Source organism: Leptolyngbya sp. 7M (assembly GCF_018128485.1).
The window spans coordinates 2,065,420-2,079,365 of sequence record NZ_CP070897.1; the positions used below are offsets into that span (position 1 = coordinate 2,065,420).

At 49.9% G+C, this 13,946-nt stretch carries 17 protein-coding genes and 1 tRNA gene; 3 read left to right on the forward strand and 15 right to left on the reverse strand.

The window, feature by feature from the left end; all coding sequences use genetic code 11:
- Positions 1–31: 31 nt before the first annotated feature.
- The 12 genes from rpsE to JVX88_RS09855 all read right to left on the reverse strand — a co-directional run bounded on the left by rpsE (position 32) and on the right by JVX88_RS09855 (position 8,230).
- Complete coding sequence (rpsE, locus tag JVX88_RS09800) at positions 32–538, reverse strand: 30S ribosomal protein S5 (RefSeq protein WP_211627143.1); 507 nt, start codon at positions 536–538, stop codon at positions 32–34.
- Positions 528–938: a 50S ribosomal protein L18 gene (gene rplR / locus JVX88_RS09805; protein WP_410503779.1), complete on the reverse strand. Its 411-nt coding sequence runs from the start codon at positions 936–938 to the stop codon at positions 528–530. The genes rpsE and rplR overlap by 11 nt, the downstream gene beginning before the upstream one ends.
- Positions 939–997: 59 nt before the next feature.
- Positions 998–1,558 (reverse strand): 50S ribosomal protein L6, encoded by a 561-nt coding sequence (gene rplF / locus JVX88_RS09810; protein WP_211627145.1) that lies wholly within the window; start codon positions 1,556–1,558, stop codon positions 998–1,000.
- Positions 1,559–1,633: 75 nt separating this feature from the next.
- The gene (gene rpsH, locus JVX88_RS09815) at positions 1,634–2,026 is read right to left on the reverse strand and encodes a 30S ribosomal protein S8 (protein WP_211627146.1); all 393 of its coding nucleotides are present in this window, start codon (positions 2,024–2,026) and stop codon (positions 1,634–1,636) included.
- Between the two features lie 51 nt (positions 2,027–2,077).
- Positions 2,078–2,383: a 30S ribosomal protein S14 gene (gene rpsN, locus JVX88_RS09820; protein WP_211627147.1), complete on the reverse strand. Its 306-nt coding sequence runs from the start codon at positions 2,381–2,383 to the stop codon at positions 2,078–2,080.
- A 7-nt stretch (positions 2,384–2,390) separates the two neighbouring features.
- Positions 2,391–2,930 (reverse strand): 50S ribosomal protein L5, encoded by a 540-nt coding sequence (gene rplE, locus JVX88_RS09825; RefSeq protein ID WP_211627148.1) that lies wholly within the window; start codon positions 2,928–2,930, stop codon positions 2,391–2,393.
- Positions 2,931–2,987: 57 nt separating this feature from the next.
- Positions 2,988–3,428: a 50S ribosomal protein L24 gene (rplX, locus tag JVX88_RS09830; RefSeq protein ID WP_263975486.1), complete on the reverse strand. Its 441-nt coding sequence runs from the start codon at positions 3,426–3,428 to the stop codon at positions 2,988–2,990.
- 33 nt (positions 3,429–3,461) lie between these two features.
- Complete coding sequence (rplN, locus tag JVX88_RS09835) at positions 3,462–3,830, reverse strand: 50S ribosomal protein L14 (protein ID WP_211627149.1); 369 nt, start codon at positions 3,828–3,830, stop codon at positions 3,462–3,464.
- Positions 3,827–4,336: a tetratricopeptide repeat protein gene (locus JVX88_RS09840; RefSeq protein WP_211627150.1), complete on the reverse strand. Its 510-nt coding sequence runs from the start codon at positions 4,334–4,336 to the stop codon at positions 3,827–3,829. Before JVX88_RS09840 ends, rplN begins: the two co-directional genes overlap by 4 nt.
- A 14-nt stretch (positions 4,337–4,350) precedes the next feature.
- Positions 4,351–6,075: a CRTAC1 family protein gene (locus tag JVX88_RS09845; protein WP_211627151.1), complete on the reverse strand. Its 1,725-nt coding sequence runs from the start codon at positions 6,073–6,075 to the stop codon at positions 4,351–4,353.
- Complete coding sequence (locus JVX88_RS09850) at positions 6,072–6,953, reverse strand: tetratricopeptide repeat protein (protein ID WP_211627152.1); 882 nt, start codon at positions 6,951–6,953, stop codon at positions 6,072–6,074. Before JVX88_RS09850 ends, JVX88_RS09845 begins: the two co-directional genes overlap by 4 nt.
- Before the next feature lie 131 nt (positions 6,954–7,084).
- Positions 7,085–8,230, reverse strand: a complete 1,146-nt coding sequence (locus JVX88_RS09855) for an acyl-CoA dehydrogenase family protein (RefSeq protein WP_211627153.1) — start codon at positions 8,228–8,230, stop codon at positions 7,085–7,087.
- A 109-nt stretch (positions 8,231–8,339) separates the two neighbouring features.
- Between JVX88_RS09855 and JVX88_RS09860 the strand changes: the two genes are divergently transcribed.
- Positions 8,340–8,771, forward strand: a complete 432-nt coding sequence (locus tag JVX88_RS09860; protein ID WP_211627154.1) for a CoA-binding protein — start codon at positions 8,340–8,342, stop codon at positions 8,769–8,771.
- On the opposite strand, the gene JVX88_RS09865 is transcribed toward JVX88_RS09860, so the two are convergent.
- Positions 8,760–9,500 carry a pseudouridine synthase gene (locus tag JVX88_RS09865; protein WP_211627155.1) on the reverse strand — a complete coding sequence of 247 codons (741 nt, stop codon included), beginning with the start codon at positions 9,498–9,500 and terminating at the stop codon, positions 8,760–8,762. The genes JVX88_RS09860 and JVX88_RS09865 overlap by 12 nt on opposite strands.
- Positions 9,501–9,554: 54 nt before the next feature.
- Between JVX88_RS09865 and JVX88_RS09870 the strand changes: the two genes are divergently transcribed.
- The gene (locus JVX88_RS09870; RefSeq protein ID WP_211627156.1) at positions 9,555–9,896 is read left to right on the forward strand and encodes a hypothetical protein; all 342 of its coding nucleotides are present in this window, start codon (positions 9,555–9,557) and stop codon (positions 9,894–9,896) included.
- 9 nt (positions 9,897–9,905) lie between these two features.
- On the opposite strand, the gene JVX88_RS09875 is transcribed toward JVX88_RS09870, so the two are convergent.
- Both JVX88_RS09875 and JVX88_RS09880 read right to left on the reverse strand, forming a co-directional pair.
- Positions 9,906–12,059 carry a hypothetical protein gene (locus tag JVX88_RS09875; protein ID WP_211627157.1) on the reverse strand — a complete coding sequence of 718 codons (2,154 nt, stop codon included), beginning with the start codon at positions 12,057–12,059 and terminating at the stop codon, positions 9,906–9,908.
- Between the two features lie 355 nt (positions 12,060–12,414).
- Positions 12,415–12,491: transfer RNA gene (locus tag JVX88_RS09880), tRNA-Met, on the reverse strand.
- Positions 12,492–12,679: 188 nt separating this feature from the next.
- Between JVX88_RS09880 and JVX88_RS09885 the strand changes: the two genes are divergently transcribed.
- The gene (locus JVX88_RS09885) at positions 12,680–13,921 is read left to right on the forward strand and encodes a cation:proton antiporter (RefSeq protein ID WP_211627158.1); all 1,242 of its coding nucleotides are present in this window, start codon (positions 12,680–12,682) and stop codon (positions 13,919–13,921) included.
- The last annotated feature ends 25 nt before the right edge of the window (positions 13,922–13,946 follow it).

Sequence of the window (13,946 nt, forward strand, 5' to 3'; positions counted from 1 at the left end):
CGTCAAAACATTATTGGCCCAAGACCTCAAATTAAACCAATTCCTCGACCTGTTTTCCGCGAAGCCTTGCGACCTCAAGCGGATCCTTCATTCTCATCAGACCGTTGAACGTAGCACGAACAACGTTATGAGCATTGCTTGAACCAAGGATCTTCGTTCGCACGTTATGAACGCCGAGTGCCTGCAACACCAAACGCACCGCCCCTCCGGCAATGACGCCGGTTCCTTCAGCTGCGGGCTTCAGAAGCACCCGACCAGCGCCATATTCACCGATAAGTTCGTGCGGAAGCGTGCCATCTATCAGCGGAACACGGATCAGATTATTCTTTGCCGCCTCAACAGCTTTTTTGATGGCGTTCGGGACCTCCTTAGCTTTTCCGGTCCCAAAACCGACGTGACCATCTTCATCACCGACGACCACGAGGGCTGCGAATGACATATTCTTGCCGCCCTTTACGACCTTGGTAACACGATTGATCTGTATAAGCTGGTCCTTAAGGATAAGGCCGCTTGGCGAAATTCTCTGTTTACTCTTCATCGTTCTTTGTTTCGCTCACGGCCTTTGCAGCCGTCTCATTCTTGTTCAAACCTGCCTCACGAGTAGCATCAAGTAATGCCTTGACTCGGCCGTGATATACATATCCGCCGCGATCGAAAACCACGCTGGAAATTCCTGCAGCTACCGCACGCTCGGCAATGGTCGTTCCGACCTTTCGGGCTGCGTCAATGTTACCGCCTGTCTTTCCATCAAATGCCTTCTCTGTGGTTGACGCTGTGGCAAGCGTTCGCCCGCTGTCGTCATCAATGATCTGAGCGTAAATGTGATTCAGGCTGCGATAAACTGCCAGGCGCGGACGTTGCGCCGTTCCCCGCACTTTCTTTCTGATTCGGCTGTGGACGCCCTTGCGAATCTCTGCTCTGCTCTTCTGTGCCATAATCTTTTTATTCGTCGATCACAGGCCATAGACAACGGCCTTTATTCACGATCTACGATCCACTATTTCCCTGTTTTACCGGGCTTCAACTTATAGAATTTATCAGCGTACCGGACACCTTTACCCTTGTAAGCATCGGGTTTACGCAGGCGGTTAAGTTCCGCAGCGACCTGTCCAAGTTTCTGCTTATCGATGCCGCTGAGCGTGATCGTCAGCTGATATTGATTTATCGAGGTTTTAGTATTGACCCTTTCAGTTTTGGCCTCAATTCCATCTGGAAGCAAGTATTCGACCGGATGTGAATACCCTAACGCAAAAACGATCTTTTTGCCCTGTACTTCCGCCTTGTAACCAACCCCAACGACGTCTAGTTTTTTCTCGAATCCTTCTGTCACGCCAACAACAGCATTATTGGCAAGAGCCCGAGCTAGGCCATGAAATGCAGCAAACTCATCTCCCTGCCGCTCGGCAACTAGAGCCCCATCTTCTTGGGTAAATTTAACACCGGAAGGGATCGGCGTACTAAGCGTACCCTTGGGGCCTTTTACTTCAAGGTTCGAATCCCCGATAGTAACAGTAACACCGGAGGGTATCGTGATCGGCTTTTTTCCTACTCTAGACATAACTTTGTTTTATCGTTCCCGAATTGCGTCCAACCATAAGAAAGAGCGAAATATCCGGCAACCTTGTATCACAACTTAATAAACTTCCGCCAAGATCTCACCGCCGACATTAGCCTTTTTGGCATTTTTGCCGCTCATCAGGCCTTTTGAGGTCGAGACAATGTTGATCCCGTAACCACCAAGAACTTTTGGAATATCCGAGGCCCCAACATAAACACGACGGCCTGGTGTTGAAACCCGCGAAAGATGCGTTATCGATGATGTGCCCTTCGCGTCATATCTCAGAAAAATTCGGATAACATACTTGGGGCCTTCGCCCTTTGTCGTAAAGTTATTGATGTACCCTTCTTCCTTAAGGATCTTTGCGACTTCAAGCTTTAACTTCGAACCCGGTATATCGACGCGCGGATGATTCGCGGCTATCGCATTCCTGATTCGCGTAAGCATGTCGGCTATTGGATCGGTCATTCTTTTCTACTCCGTCAATCTACTTTCGATCTTTTTAGATCAGAAATCTTATTACCAGCTCGATTTAACAACACCCGGTATCTGGCCCTCGAGAGCCAACTCGCGAAGAGCAACTCTTGAAATACCAAACTTTCTCAAATAACCACGCGGCCTTCCGGTCTGCGAGCATCGGTTCCTTACACGAACAGGGCTTGCATCCCGCGGCATCTTTTGAAGTTTCACAACCGCCTCATCGACTTGTTCAGGTGTCGATCGCGGATCATTGATGATCTTTTTGAGTGCCGCTCTTCGCTCTGCCCAAAGCTGGACCTTTGCTTTTCTTCGGTCGTTCTTTACAATTTTGCTGATCTTTGCCATGCCTTTATTATTGCCTGAACGGCATTCCCATTGAACGCAGCAACGAGCGAGCCTCTTCGTCGTTCCTGGCCGTAGTAACTATTGAAATATTCATTCCTCGTGTTTTATCGACCTTGTTAAAATCGATCTCCGGAAATATAAGCTGTTCCCGGATCCCAAGCGTATAATTCCCCCGGCCATCAAAGGCTTTAGCGGAGATGCCACGAAAATCGCGGACACGAGGCAGCGCAACCGAGATAAGACGGTCGAGAAATTCGTACATCCGGTCGCCGCGAAGCGTTACCATGGTGCCGATGCTCATTCCCTGCCGCAGTTTGAATGCTGCGATAGATTTCTTCGCCTTTGTAACCACAGGCTTTTGCCCTGTAATGGCCTTCAGCTCCTCTGTCGCCGTATCAAGTATCTTTGCGTTTGAGCTCGCCTCACCAAGCCCCATATTGACAACGATCTTCTCGATCTTCGGCACCGCCATCGGATTCTTGATATCGAACTCTTTAGCCAGAGCTGGTGCAACCTCTTTCCTGTATTTTTCTTTAAGTCTTGCCATTGTTTGACCTTTCCTCGCCCGGGACCTGCGTTACCGCATTACCGGACATCAAACTGCCTATTCGGCGGTCTCGTCCTTTTCTTTCTTGCTCTCTTTGATCCCGAATACGTCCGGTTCTGGGATGACCTTACCGCTCTTTGCAACTCTAACCTTTTTACCGTCGCGCTCTTCTATACGGATCCGCGTCGGACGTCCCGTGTCTGGATCAACTACCGCGACGTTCGATACATCTACCCAAGCTTCCTTTTCAATGATCCCGCCTTCGCGATTCATTTGAGGAACAGCCTTTTGATGTCTTTTTACGATCATAGCGCCTTCAACTTTGACCTTGCCGTTACGCGCATCAACGGCTATAACACGCCCGCGAAGAGGTTGTCGCCTGCCATTGCTGTCATAACGGTTATATTCCTTACCCGCAATGAAGACGACCTGATCGCCGCGTTTGATCTTGCTCTTTACCGTTCCTGTTCTTGCAGTTCTCATTTTTTTATCAGACATCGGACTCGCTCATCCGATCCAATTTACCTAAATCTAGATCACTTCTGGGGCCAAGCTCACGATCTTCATAAAATTCTTCTCACGAAGTTCGCGGGCAACCGGTCCAAAAACGCGCGTTCCTATCGGCGTACCATCGTCTTTTATCAATACCGCGGCGTTCTCATCAAACCTGATATAGGTTCCGTCCTTTCGGCGAACCTCCTTTCGGGTTCGAACGATAACAGCGTTATAGACCTTTCCTTTCTTTGCTGTGCCATCCGGCGCCGCCTCTTTTACGGTAACCTTTATCTTGTCGCCGAGCCGTGCGATCTTGCTTGTCGAGCCGCCGATCGGCATTATCATTTCAACCCGCTTTGCTCCCGAATTATCCGCGACGGTCAGCGAGGTTTGCATCTGAATCATAACTTTCTCTCCAGTGAGCCTTTATCCGCAAGCCTTAGTCGAAACGTTCTTAATATGAACAGCTTACGCTCCCTGAGTTCGGCAAGCATATACTTCGCAACTTTATCCCCGCCCGATGTTAGATTGATGGTGCGTTCAAGTTCCTTGGCAGCATCCTCGTCTTGGCCGATCTGCAGATAAAGGGCGGCTCGATTCAGACTGATAGAGACATTATTCGGGTCCAATGCTGCCGCACGATCAAGCGCAGGTCGAGACTTCTCTAGATCGCGCTGACGAAGCAGAAGAACGCCATAATTATTCCATCCGGCCGGCTCATTCGGAGCAAGCTTTATGGTCTTTTCAAGTTCGCTGCGAGCCCGTCTGTCATCACCGACGTCCAGCGCGGCAAGACCGACATAAAAGCTCCTTATCGCCTCAGGATCAGCATTGATCCGTGAGGGATCGGAGTCTCCGCATGCACCAAGCCAGAAGGTAATAAGTAATATTAAGCAGCAACGTTGGAACATTTTAGTAAGCGTGTTCAGGGTTCGATCCGCTTCTCTCCTGGGATAAAGCCAACAGGCTCCGCTCCTTCGCGGATGTAATAGAAACCATTTCTACTTATATTCGTTATCACCTGTTTTTCGCTGCCCGGCCAGTAGATCGTCAGCTCATCGATCCTCTCAGCATCAGCCAATCCAAAATGCAGCCTAAGATCACCCACCGAAAGATAACTTTGAGCACCCATAACCTGTCGTTCGATAGAGCGCTCCCCCATCTTTGCTACGACACGTGCTCCGATAGCGCTTCGATTAGCTTTCTTTCCCTCCAACCAGAAAACCACAAAGCCCCCGGCTTTTTCGGTCGCATTAAAAGCAACTTGCGCCGTTCCGCCGTTATTATTCACAACATAGTCGATCAACCCATCACCATTAAGATCGCCCGTCGCCAGCCCGCGGCTCACCTGGACGTCGCTTAGCGCATCTCCTGCTGCTCCGCTTATGTCTCGAAATTTCCCACCGCCCAAATTCTCGAACAGTGAATTCTGCTGGGCAAAAGTAACTGTATCTGAATTCAAATGAATGTTGTCCTCGATATGGCCATTTACGAACAGAATGTCTTCGAGACCGTTGTTATTGGCATCAAATGCATCTATACCGAAACTCAAACGTTCGCGTGAAGTTCTGCCCATTCCGGACACGTCTGACCGCTCCGCAAATAAACCTTTGCCGGTTTGCAAATATAAACTTGTAACTTCTGTCTGGAAATTCGTCACAACGATATCCGGCAACCCATTCCCGTCAAGATCAGAGAAGTCAGCCCCCATGCTGCCCTCTTCTCGTCCCATCTCGTCGTAGGCGGCCCCGGCAAGCTGTGCAACGTCTTTGAATCGGCCATCAGTGTTCATCCAAAGCTGATTTGGGGTAGTGTCATTTGCAATATAAACATCGGAATGGCCATCCAGGTCGATGTCACCGATGGCAAGAGCAAGTCCTTTTTGCGGCGAGTCTTTGATCCCGACCGGTTCGGTAATATCTGTAAACCGCCCATTCCCGTCATTCCGCCAAACTCGATCCGGCACCGCATCGAACAGCAAAGGGGTCGGATAAATTAGTATTCGATTTCGGAATGACCTCGGAGACGATATTGGCGAGAATTCAACATACCGTACGACATAGATATCCAGATCGCCGTCATTATCTATATCAATGAAACCCGCGCTTGTTGACCATTTGCCGTCAGGGGTTATCCCCGCCTTTGCGGTCACATCTTCAAATCTCTCGCCCGTATTCCGCAAGAGAAGGTCATTGCCATCAAAGTGTGTAAGAAGAACATCCGGGAAACCGTCGTTGTCAAAATCACCAACAGCCGCACCCATTCCATAACCCCGGCTTGGAAGCTGCCACTCATCCGTCTTATCGGTAAAATTACCTTTGCCGTCGTTTATGTACAGTCGGTTTCCATGGGCAGCATTCCTAACCTCCGAACTCAATGCTCCACTATTAACCAATAAAACATCCGGTGCTCCGTCCCGATTTAGGTCGGCCACCAAAAGACCGCTACCCATTATCTCCGGCAAAAGCTTCTCTTCGGTTCGGGTTGGTTCATGACGAAACGTTATGCCGCTCGTTCTTGTAACATCATTAAAGCGGATAAATGTAGAAACCGTTTCATCGGTTCCTGGATTGTTCCCGGACCCCTCGTCTTGGCATCCAAAGATCGCCAAACTGCCTAAAAGGGCGGCATGAATCAAAAAACGTTTCATTGTTTCTGTTTAAGACGTTCGATCTCCATCAGCGCGGCGCGCGCATCTTGCGGTCTGCCCAGTTTCGAATAAGACTCCGCAATATATTGATACAATACCGGCTTATTAGATTCAGTTGCAGATTCGATCGCTTTGCGTGCGATTATGATCACATCAGTGAATTTTTGCTGTTCCCACTTATCCTGCAGTTCATAAAGCATTTGGACCTGATGATGCGCACGAGCCGCTTCTGCTGCTTGTTTTGCCTGAGCAGCCTCATTCCGTCTCCGAAACTCTTCTGCCCGTGCAAGGTCACCGTGGGCATTGTATATCCTGCTGAGCGTGTTCAGAGCCGTGATATTGTCAGGCGAAAGTTCAGCGGATTTTAATAGTACCTCAATGGCCTTTTCATCATTACCCTGCCGATGATGAATAAGGCCGCGAAGCGTGATCTCAGAAATGCGCTTCTGGTCAACAATCGCAGACCAATGCCGATCGAAAATGGCAGCGGATTCATCCATACGGCCAATATTATAGTAGCCAGAGGCCAATATACTGGCTGTATCCACATCATTCGGATCTTCATCTACTAGCGGCTTCGCCGTTGTGATCACGTCATCGTATCGACCAAGTCTAAGAGCCGCTCGGGCAAGATTCGCTCTGTCTGTCCTAGACAGTTTGCCCGGGGGCTGAGCAATAAGAAAATCAGCCAATGCCGCCCAATCCTCTCGCTTGATCAGGGCAGATTTATAGGATTCTATGACCCTTGTGGTATGCGGGAACTTAGCCAAAATGGACTTAAGCGATTCGAAATCTTTTGGAAGAAATGGTTGTCCGGAGCTAAGGACCTTTTCTATTCGGGCTAATTCGGAGTTCGATGCAGAATCTGCAACCAGCAAACGTGCCTCTCTCTCCTCCGCACTCGTACACCCTGACGACAAAAAAACAATCGTCGCAATGCAAAGTGCAGCCGCCGAGATCGCAGTTAGACGGCACAGGTTCACTAGCACAGGACAAAAATACAGGGTTTCTAGTTGGCTTTCAACAAATGTTTGGCGATTACGAGACGCTGTATCTCGCTGGTTCCTTCGCCAATAGTGCAGAGTTTTGCATCTCGCCAATATTTCTCGGCAGGATAATCTTTCGTGTAGCCGTAGCCACCGTGTATCTGGATAGACTCTTCCGCTACGCGAACAGCAGTTTCGGAAGCGAAGAGTTTTGCCATGGCAGATCGTTGAGTAACAGGCTTCCCGGAATCCTTTATCGCAGCAGCCTGCAGGGTCAAAAGGCGAGCACACTCGATCTGAGTTGCCATATCCGCAAGCTTGAACTGGATCGCCTGAAATTCAGCGATCGGCTTGCCGAATTGCTCACGCTCTTTTGCGTATTTCGCAGCAGCCTCATAAGCTCCCTGAGCAATCCCAACAGAAAGTGCTGCGATCGATATCCGCCCGCCATCAAGTATCTGCATTGCCTGAAGAAACCCCTCGCCTTCATTCCCTAGCATATTTTCTTCAGGGACATAGCAATCCTCAAAGACGACCGACGCGGTTTCCGATGCGCGCATCCCGAGCTTGTTCTCCTTTTTGTCAGGGCGAAAACCCTCCATCGATTTGTCGAAGATAAAGGCCGAGATGCCGCGGTTACCTTTCTCTTTATCCGTTACTGCAACGGCAACAAGCGTATTGCAGGCGATGGCATGGGTAATGAAATTCTTCGAACCATTTACCTTCCAGCCGCCGTTCGAGCGAATAGCCGTTGTACGTGTGCCCGAAGCATCTGATCCCGCTTGAGATTCAGTCAGTCCCCACGCCCCAAAGGACTCACCCTGTGCGAGCGGAACAAGGTAATCCTTCTTCTGCTGCTCTGTACCGAACATATAAATGTGGTTTGAACAAAGCGAATTATGCGCGGCGACGGAAAGCCCGACAGATCCACATACGCGGCCAAGCTCTTCGATGATAGTGGCATATTCCACATAACCCATCGCTGCGCCGCCATATTCCTCGGGAAAGATGATCCCCATCAGGCCGAGTTCGGCAAGCTTTGGCCGCAGCTCGATGGGGAAGTGCTGAGACTCGTCCCATTCCATCACGTTCGGGCGGATCTCGCTTTCCGCAAACTCTCTAATGCTGTATTTGATCTGCTGTTGTTCTTCCGATAGTTCAAAATTCATATGCATATAAGGAAATATTATGATTGCATAATGCCAGCTTTCAGAGCAAATTTCTTCTGCGAAATTGTTTCGCGGATCAGCGAACAGTTAGAATCACAAAATGCAGAAAATGGGAAGGGAACTTACATCCGACGATGAGATCCGCGGATTGCTTCATGCAACAAGGGAGATCGCGGTTCTTGGTATTAAGCCGGAAACGCACGCAACACAGCCGGCGTTTTATGTTTCAAAGTATATGCAGGATGCCGGATACAAAATTATACCGGTGCCGGTTTATTATCCAGAAGTTACCGAAATACTAGGAGCACCTGTATTTCGAGATCTCCGCGAAATTGATTCGGAGCTAGATATGGTAAACGTCTTCCGCCGTCCCAACGACATCGACAAGCATATTGATGAAATAATCGCGGCAAAACCAAGATCGGTCTGGTTTCAGTTGGGCATCAGGAATGAGGCTGCTGCAAATTCATTCATTGATGCTGGGATCAATGTTGTTCAAGATAGATGTCTTTTGGTTGAGCATAAGGCTCTAATGCGATGAATAGCTGGCTTTCTTTGACGGAAAAAGCGAACGGATCTCATCTTCTCTGAGCCTTCGGTAACGTCCGACCGGGAGTCTCGGGTCGTCGATCGAACCAATTCGAATACGGCGAAGCTTGACGACCGAATGGCCTATTGAATCGAACATTTTCCTTATCTGCTGATTGTGACCTTCGTAAAGCGTTACCTCATACCAACCATTCTTGTCGGTAGGCTTAAGAGTCTTGATCTCTGCTGGTGCAGTCTTAAATCCATCCTTTAACCTAACTCCTCTTGTGAGCTTTCGTATCGCTACATCGGACGGCAAACCCTTGACTTTTACGAGATAAACCTTCGGGATCTTTTTCGAAGATGCAACAGCATTCGTAAATTCACCATCGTTGGTCAAAATGATAAGCCCTTCGGTATTGAGATCCAGCCTGCCGACGGGGTGAAGTTTCCCTAAGCCTTTTACGAGATCCGTAACCACCTTTCGGCCTTCGGGATCGGCAACGCTTGAGAGGTAACCTTTAGGTTTGTTAAGCAAAATATATACATTTTCGCGATGCGCCAGGAGCGGATTGATGAGCTTGCCGCGGACCTTGATGTGGTCTTTTTCTGGATCGGCCTTTGTGCCGATTTCTCTGATGACCTCACCATTTACCGTCACGTCGCCGCAACGGATCAGTTCCTCAGCTGCGCGACGCGAAGCGATCCCGGCCTGTGAGATCAATTTCTGTAAACGTTCCATCTTATTCAAGGCTATCCGAATGATCTTCAGCTATACTCCGAAGACGTTGGATTTTTGGTGGTTTCGCTCGCGCTCCTTTTCACCGGCGTCGCTGGCGGAAAGGCGTGGTGGTGGGCAATGCTTTTTCCTTCATTCTTTGCATTTGCCAAAGGCATTTCTGAAGTGTTGAGATCGCGAAAAATGGAAAGTGCTATTGCAGTTGTCTCATCGCAAAGTTTTGCAAAGATCAGTAATGCACCCGAAACCTCAGCATTACCTCCCATCCGAACAAACTACATCGAGCCGGATTCTAGATATAAGACCGGCGATCTTGTCCCGCCGAGCGTTACGGAGACCACGACACGTCACCTTGAATTGGACCGCGAGAACGAAACGATGGCGTTGCCAAAGAATTGATACAGATCCTTATCGACGGATCAGCGCTCGGGCGTTTCCTATATTGCCGACCGAATCGAATACTCGCAGAGTAACGGAAATTTCCCGAGCCTCTCCTAGATCGAATTCGACCATATATCTTTCCTCCGGACTGTCAGAGATCCCGTCCTCCGCGGTCACGCTTTTCCACGAACCTCCGTTAATACTGTATTCAGCCTTTACTAAATAACCGGAAGCGTCACGTGCTGCGAAGGTTACACGTCCGCGTCCGCCGCTGACCTGCGGTGTTCCGATGAGCGAAACCACAGGCTGCGTGTTATCAATATCAAATGGCTCGCTAACTATTTCGCCTGAAAGACTTTGCCCGGCAGGGTTCGATGGCGAGTCTCTGGCAATGATCTTCAGTCTGTAACGTCCATCAGCGAGTGAGAGACCATCTAAAGTGATGAAGTTCTCCGATAGGCTTGATCTCAGGAGTTTGAACTCGGTATCATTTGCTTCCTTCAGATAAATATCAAACACTAAGGAATCACCGTTCCTGTCTTCGGCCACCCACTGAAATGCCCGTGCACCGCGTTGATAGGCGCGCCGCGGCGGGATCGGTTGGTTCGGGATGCCAAAGACCGCTGGGGCAATCCCGGAAAGTTCGATGTTCGGATCGATCGGGGCCGGCGGGTTTGGAAGCAAGCCAACGTTCGCCGGCAGGATCGATACACTGAGAAGTTCCGGAGCGAGATTCCTACCAGCAAATGCCAAGTTGACCTCATTCAAAACAGCCGCAGAGCTCCCGGGCCTCAAAACAGCACGCCACTGGATGAATCGCGAACTCGGAACGCCTACCCGTCCGCGCGTCCCGCTTGAGCTAACTTGGGTCCACGGGCTCCACGTTTCGTTTGGGACCTCGGTATTGCCGCTCCGTGTTTCGATGAGCACATTGCCCGCCGAACGCCACCACATGTCACCCCAGTTAGCCTGTGTCTTTGCGTCAAGCACGGCTGATCTGAACACGCCTTCTGCCGCCGATTCCGGCCCGATCGACATTAACATGCCTTGATTGCTGGTCGCTGCGTAGATCGTTGCATCGCGTCGAAATAGCCGGGATATCTGCGCGGCATCCGTTTGCAAAAGCAGTGTTTCACGCCCTTCATTAGAGATACTATAGAGCCTGCCCTTGTCTGATGTTCCAAGTAACACTCCGCCCCCATCGACCTTTGGTAGCAATGAGAATCCTACAACATTTGGGGATGACCACAGGAGATCATGCGAGCCGTCTGACAAGATTCTGTAAACCGCTGATTTTGCTCCGGAAAGATCATACTTGCTCTTTGCGGGTTGCGGTGGTGCGGCGAGAGAAGGACGTTCAACGGAGACCGTATTGTTCGCCGGCTTCTCATCAGAAGACTCAGCCGACTTTGCTGATGAGACCGAATCGGCTAGGGACAAAACATAGAGCGAGCCATCAGACGCGTAAACTAGGTCGCGTATTTCTCTTAGCGGAGAGTCCAAAAGAGCGAATGGTTTCCCATTCGCATCTATCCGTAGAACCAGCCCTCCGGGATCGGTTCCGGCATATATTTCTCCGTTGCGGCTTGCGGCAAGACGGAAGATATGCGTTTCGCTTGAATCAAGAATTAGTGAGGACTCCGGAGACGCATTCGCCGACCGAACGCGATAGAGCTTTCCCGCATCACCAGTTCCGACGGCCAAGCCTCCGTCCGCCATCACCGCAAGCGACCAAATGTACTTTTCCTTCGGGTCGAAATATACCTCAGCTTTCCCTGTGGAATCGATCTTATAAACCTTTCCGTCGGGTGAGGTCCCTGCGAAAAGCTCACCGCCGCGACCGATTACAAGAGCGGAAACGTTAAGTTCTGGTAGATCCGAAAAAAGTGTCCCGCTACCATTCGCTGCTACACGATAGATGCGGCCCTCGCTTCCTGTTCCGATAAAAATGTTTCCCGCCGCATCGATCGTTGTTGACCAAATATAGGGCTGCCCAGTCTCATAGGCCGTAGAAAGCTTAGGTGCGATCGATACGGCCCCGTTCTGATCGATAGAAACGCCCTCGGCATCACCTTTAAGAACATCAGCACGAGAATTTACTGACCATATAGCGGTTTGTCCGAAAACAGCGGTAAAACCAAAAAAGATGAGCAGGATCGAAGCAGAAAAAGTATTCTTCATGGGCTATTTGGATAAAGTCACTTGAATTCGATTTTAGATCATACATTACCAAAAGGCACACAGTAACTTCCGTTTGAAATTAAGAGCTTTCCTATATTTTTCAATATATGCTCAGGCCGCACACCGTGCCATCTACTATATTCATTTCAGCCGACGTAAAATATTCTTGTCGCCACTGTAGGGGTAGCCAATAATTGCTTAAGCCCAAAAACAGACATACAACATTCCACCTGCTCAAGCTTGTCTTTAATTCCAGCCTTGACTGCCATCTGCCTTATAGGTCTAACCAATGCGATCTGGATTCTTCGGCAAAAAAAAACGGGTCACCTGATCCCGTCTTTCAAAACAAATAGATTGGTGGCGGGGGGGAGGATCGAACTCCCGACCTTGGGGTTATGAATCCCACGCTCTAACCATCTGAGCTACCCAGCCACGAACATTTGATTATAGTTTCACCTCCGAAAAAATCAAGTTAATTGGGGTTTGGGGGCACTCTCCGCTATGCCGAGAAACCCGATCCAGACGCGGTACTCCGCTCGTACGCTTTGGTGTTTTGGAATTGTTAAACAGCGATTGCTAGAATATCACGTCACAGTTAGCATAACTGGACTTATCGTTATATGCCCGTAATATTTGCCGCCGCGGTCGAACACGCGAGCGTACTTCTTGCCTTGTTCCTGATGATCGCGGCCGCGAAGCTGATGGCCGAGATATTCGAACGTCTCCGTCAGCCCGCGGTCGTCGGTGAGATACTTGCCGGGGTCATAATCGGTCCCAGTGTTCTCGGATTAGTAAAACCGTCTGAATTAATAAGCATCGTTGCCGAGATCGGGGTGATCTTTTTGCTCTTTATGGTCGGGCTAGAAACGAAGCCCCAAAGCGTTTATCGGGTCGGGAAAAAGGCCTTGCTGGTTGGTACACTCGGTGTAATTCTGCCGTTCGTGGCTGGTTACTTCATCGCGATGGCATGGGACGGCTCGTTCGTCGAAGCGATGTTCATCGGTGCTGCAATGGTTGCGACGTCGGTCGGCATCACTGCCCGGGTGTTAGGCTCGATGGGTCTTTTGGATAGGGAAACGGCGAAGATAATCCTCGGTGCCGCAGTCATTGATGACATTCTTGGCTTGATAATACTTTCGATCGTTTCTGCTCTTAGCAGCGGAACGGTCAATTACTTGGAACTCGGTAAAACGGCCGCGATGGCGATATTCTTTGTTGTGTTGGTCGCGACCGTCGGATCGCATGTTATCAACAAACTGGCTCCGCGTGTAAGGCAGTTAAAGCTTAGCAAGCCATTCTTCAATCTTGGATTGATTTTGTGTTTGGGGCTTTCTGTGGCATCGATATACGTAGGTGTTGCCGCGATCATCGGTGCCTTCCTTGCCGGAATGGCATTGGCTGAGGCAACGGAAGGAAACCATAAGATGCATCAGCTAACCTCCGGCGTAACGGAATTCCTTGTTCCGTTCTTTCTGGTAAATATAGGGATGCAGTTGAACATCGCGGTGTTCAGGGATTGGTCCGTGGTGCTTTTGGCAGTGATCATCACAGTCGCTGCAGTTTTGACCAAATTTGTCGGCTGCGGACTCGGTGCGTGGGGAATGTCTCGCCGAGAGATGGCACAGGTCGGCGTAGGAATGGTGCCGCGCGGTGAGGTCGGCATCGTCGTCGCTCAGATCGGCCTGAGTCTTGCGGTCATAACAGAGACATTCTTTGCGGCTGTGCTGTTCATGGCCGTTGCGACAACGCTCATTGCGCCGCCTTTGATCAAGATGCTCTATTCAGAAGATAAGGATCAGGACGGTATAGACGACGTAATAGTAGAGACGGATATATCAGAGATGTATCCAAGGATCGGATAAACCCGCGAGTCTCCGGCTGCATCGA

What these genes read in the sequence shown, in the direction of transcription:
- JVX88_RS09840 (WP_211627150.1), bottom strand. Translation starts at nt 4,336, where the DNA reads ATGTTCCAACGTTGCTGCTTAATATTACTTATTACCTTCTGGCTTGGT.
- rpsE (WP_211627143.1), bottom strand. Translation starts at nt 538, where the DNA reads ATGAAGAGTAAACAGAGAATTTCGCCAAGCGGCCTTATCCTTAAGGAC.
- rpsH (WP_211627146.1), bottom strand. Translation starts at nt 2,026, where the DNA reads ATGACCGATCCAATAGCCGACATGCTTACGCGAATCAGGAATGCGATA.
- JVX88_RS09865 (WP_211627155.1), bottom strand. Translation starts at nt 9,500, where the DNA reads ATGGAACGTTTACAGAAATTGATCTCACAGGCCGGGATCGCTTCGCGT.
- rplN (WP_211627149.1), bottom strand. Translation starts at nt 3,830, where the DNA reads ATGATTCAGATGCAAACCTCGCTGACCGTCGCGGATAATTCGGGAGCA.
- JVX88_RS09860 (WP_211627154.1), top strand. Translation starts at nt 8,340, where the DNA reads ATGGGAAGGGAACTTACATCCGACGATGAGATCCGCGGATTGCTTCAT.
- rplF (WP_211627145.1), bottom strand. Translation starts at nt 1,558, where the DNA reads ATGTCTAGAGTAGGAAAAAAGCCGATCACGATACCCTCCGGTGTTACT.
- rplE (WP_211627148.1), bottom strand. Translation starts at nt 2,930, where the DNA reads ATGGCAAGACTTAAAGAAAAATACAGGAAAGAGGTTGCACCAGCTCTG.
- JVX88_RS09845 (WP_211627151.1), bottom strand. Translation starts at nt 6,075, where the DNA reads ATGAAACGTTTTTTGATTCATGCCGCCCTTTTAGGCAGTTTGGCGATC.
- JVX88_RS09875 (WP_211627157.1), bottom strand. Translation starts at nt 12,059, where the DNA reads ATGAAGAATACTTTTTCTGCTTCGATCCTGCTCATCTTTTTTGGTTTT.
- rpsN (WP_211627147.1), bottom strand. Translation starts at nt 2,383, where the DNA reads ATGGCAAAGATCAGCAAAATTGTAAAGAACGACCGAAGAAAAGCAAAG.
- JVX88_RS09855 (WP_211627153.1), bottom strand. Translation starts at nt 8,230, where the DNA reads ATGAATTTTGAACTATCGGAAGAACAACAGCAGATCAAATACAGCATT.
- JVX88_RS09885 (WP_211627158.1), top strand. Translation starts at nt 12,680, where the DNA reads ATGCCCGTAATATTTGCCGCCGCGGTCGAACACGCGAGCGTACTTCTT.
- rplX (WP_263975486.1), bottom strand. Translation starts at nt 3,428, where the DNA reads ATGTCTGATAAAAAAATGAGAACTGCAAGAACAGGAACGGTAAAGAGC.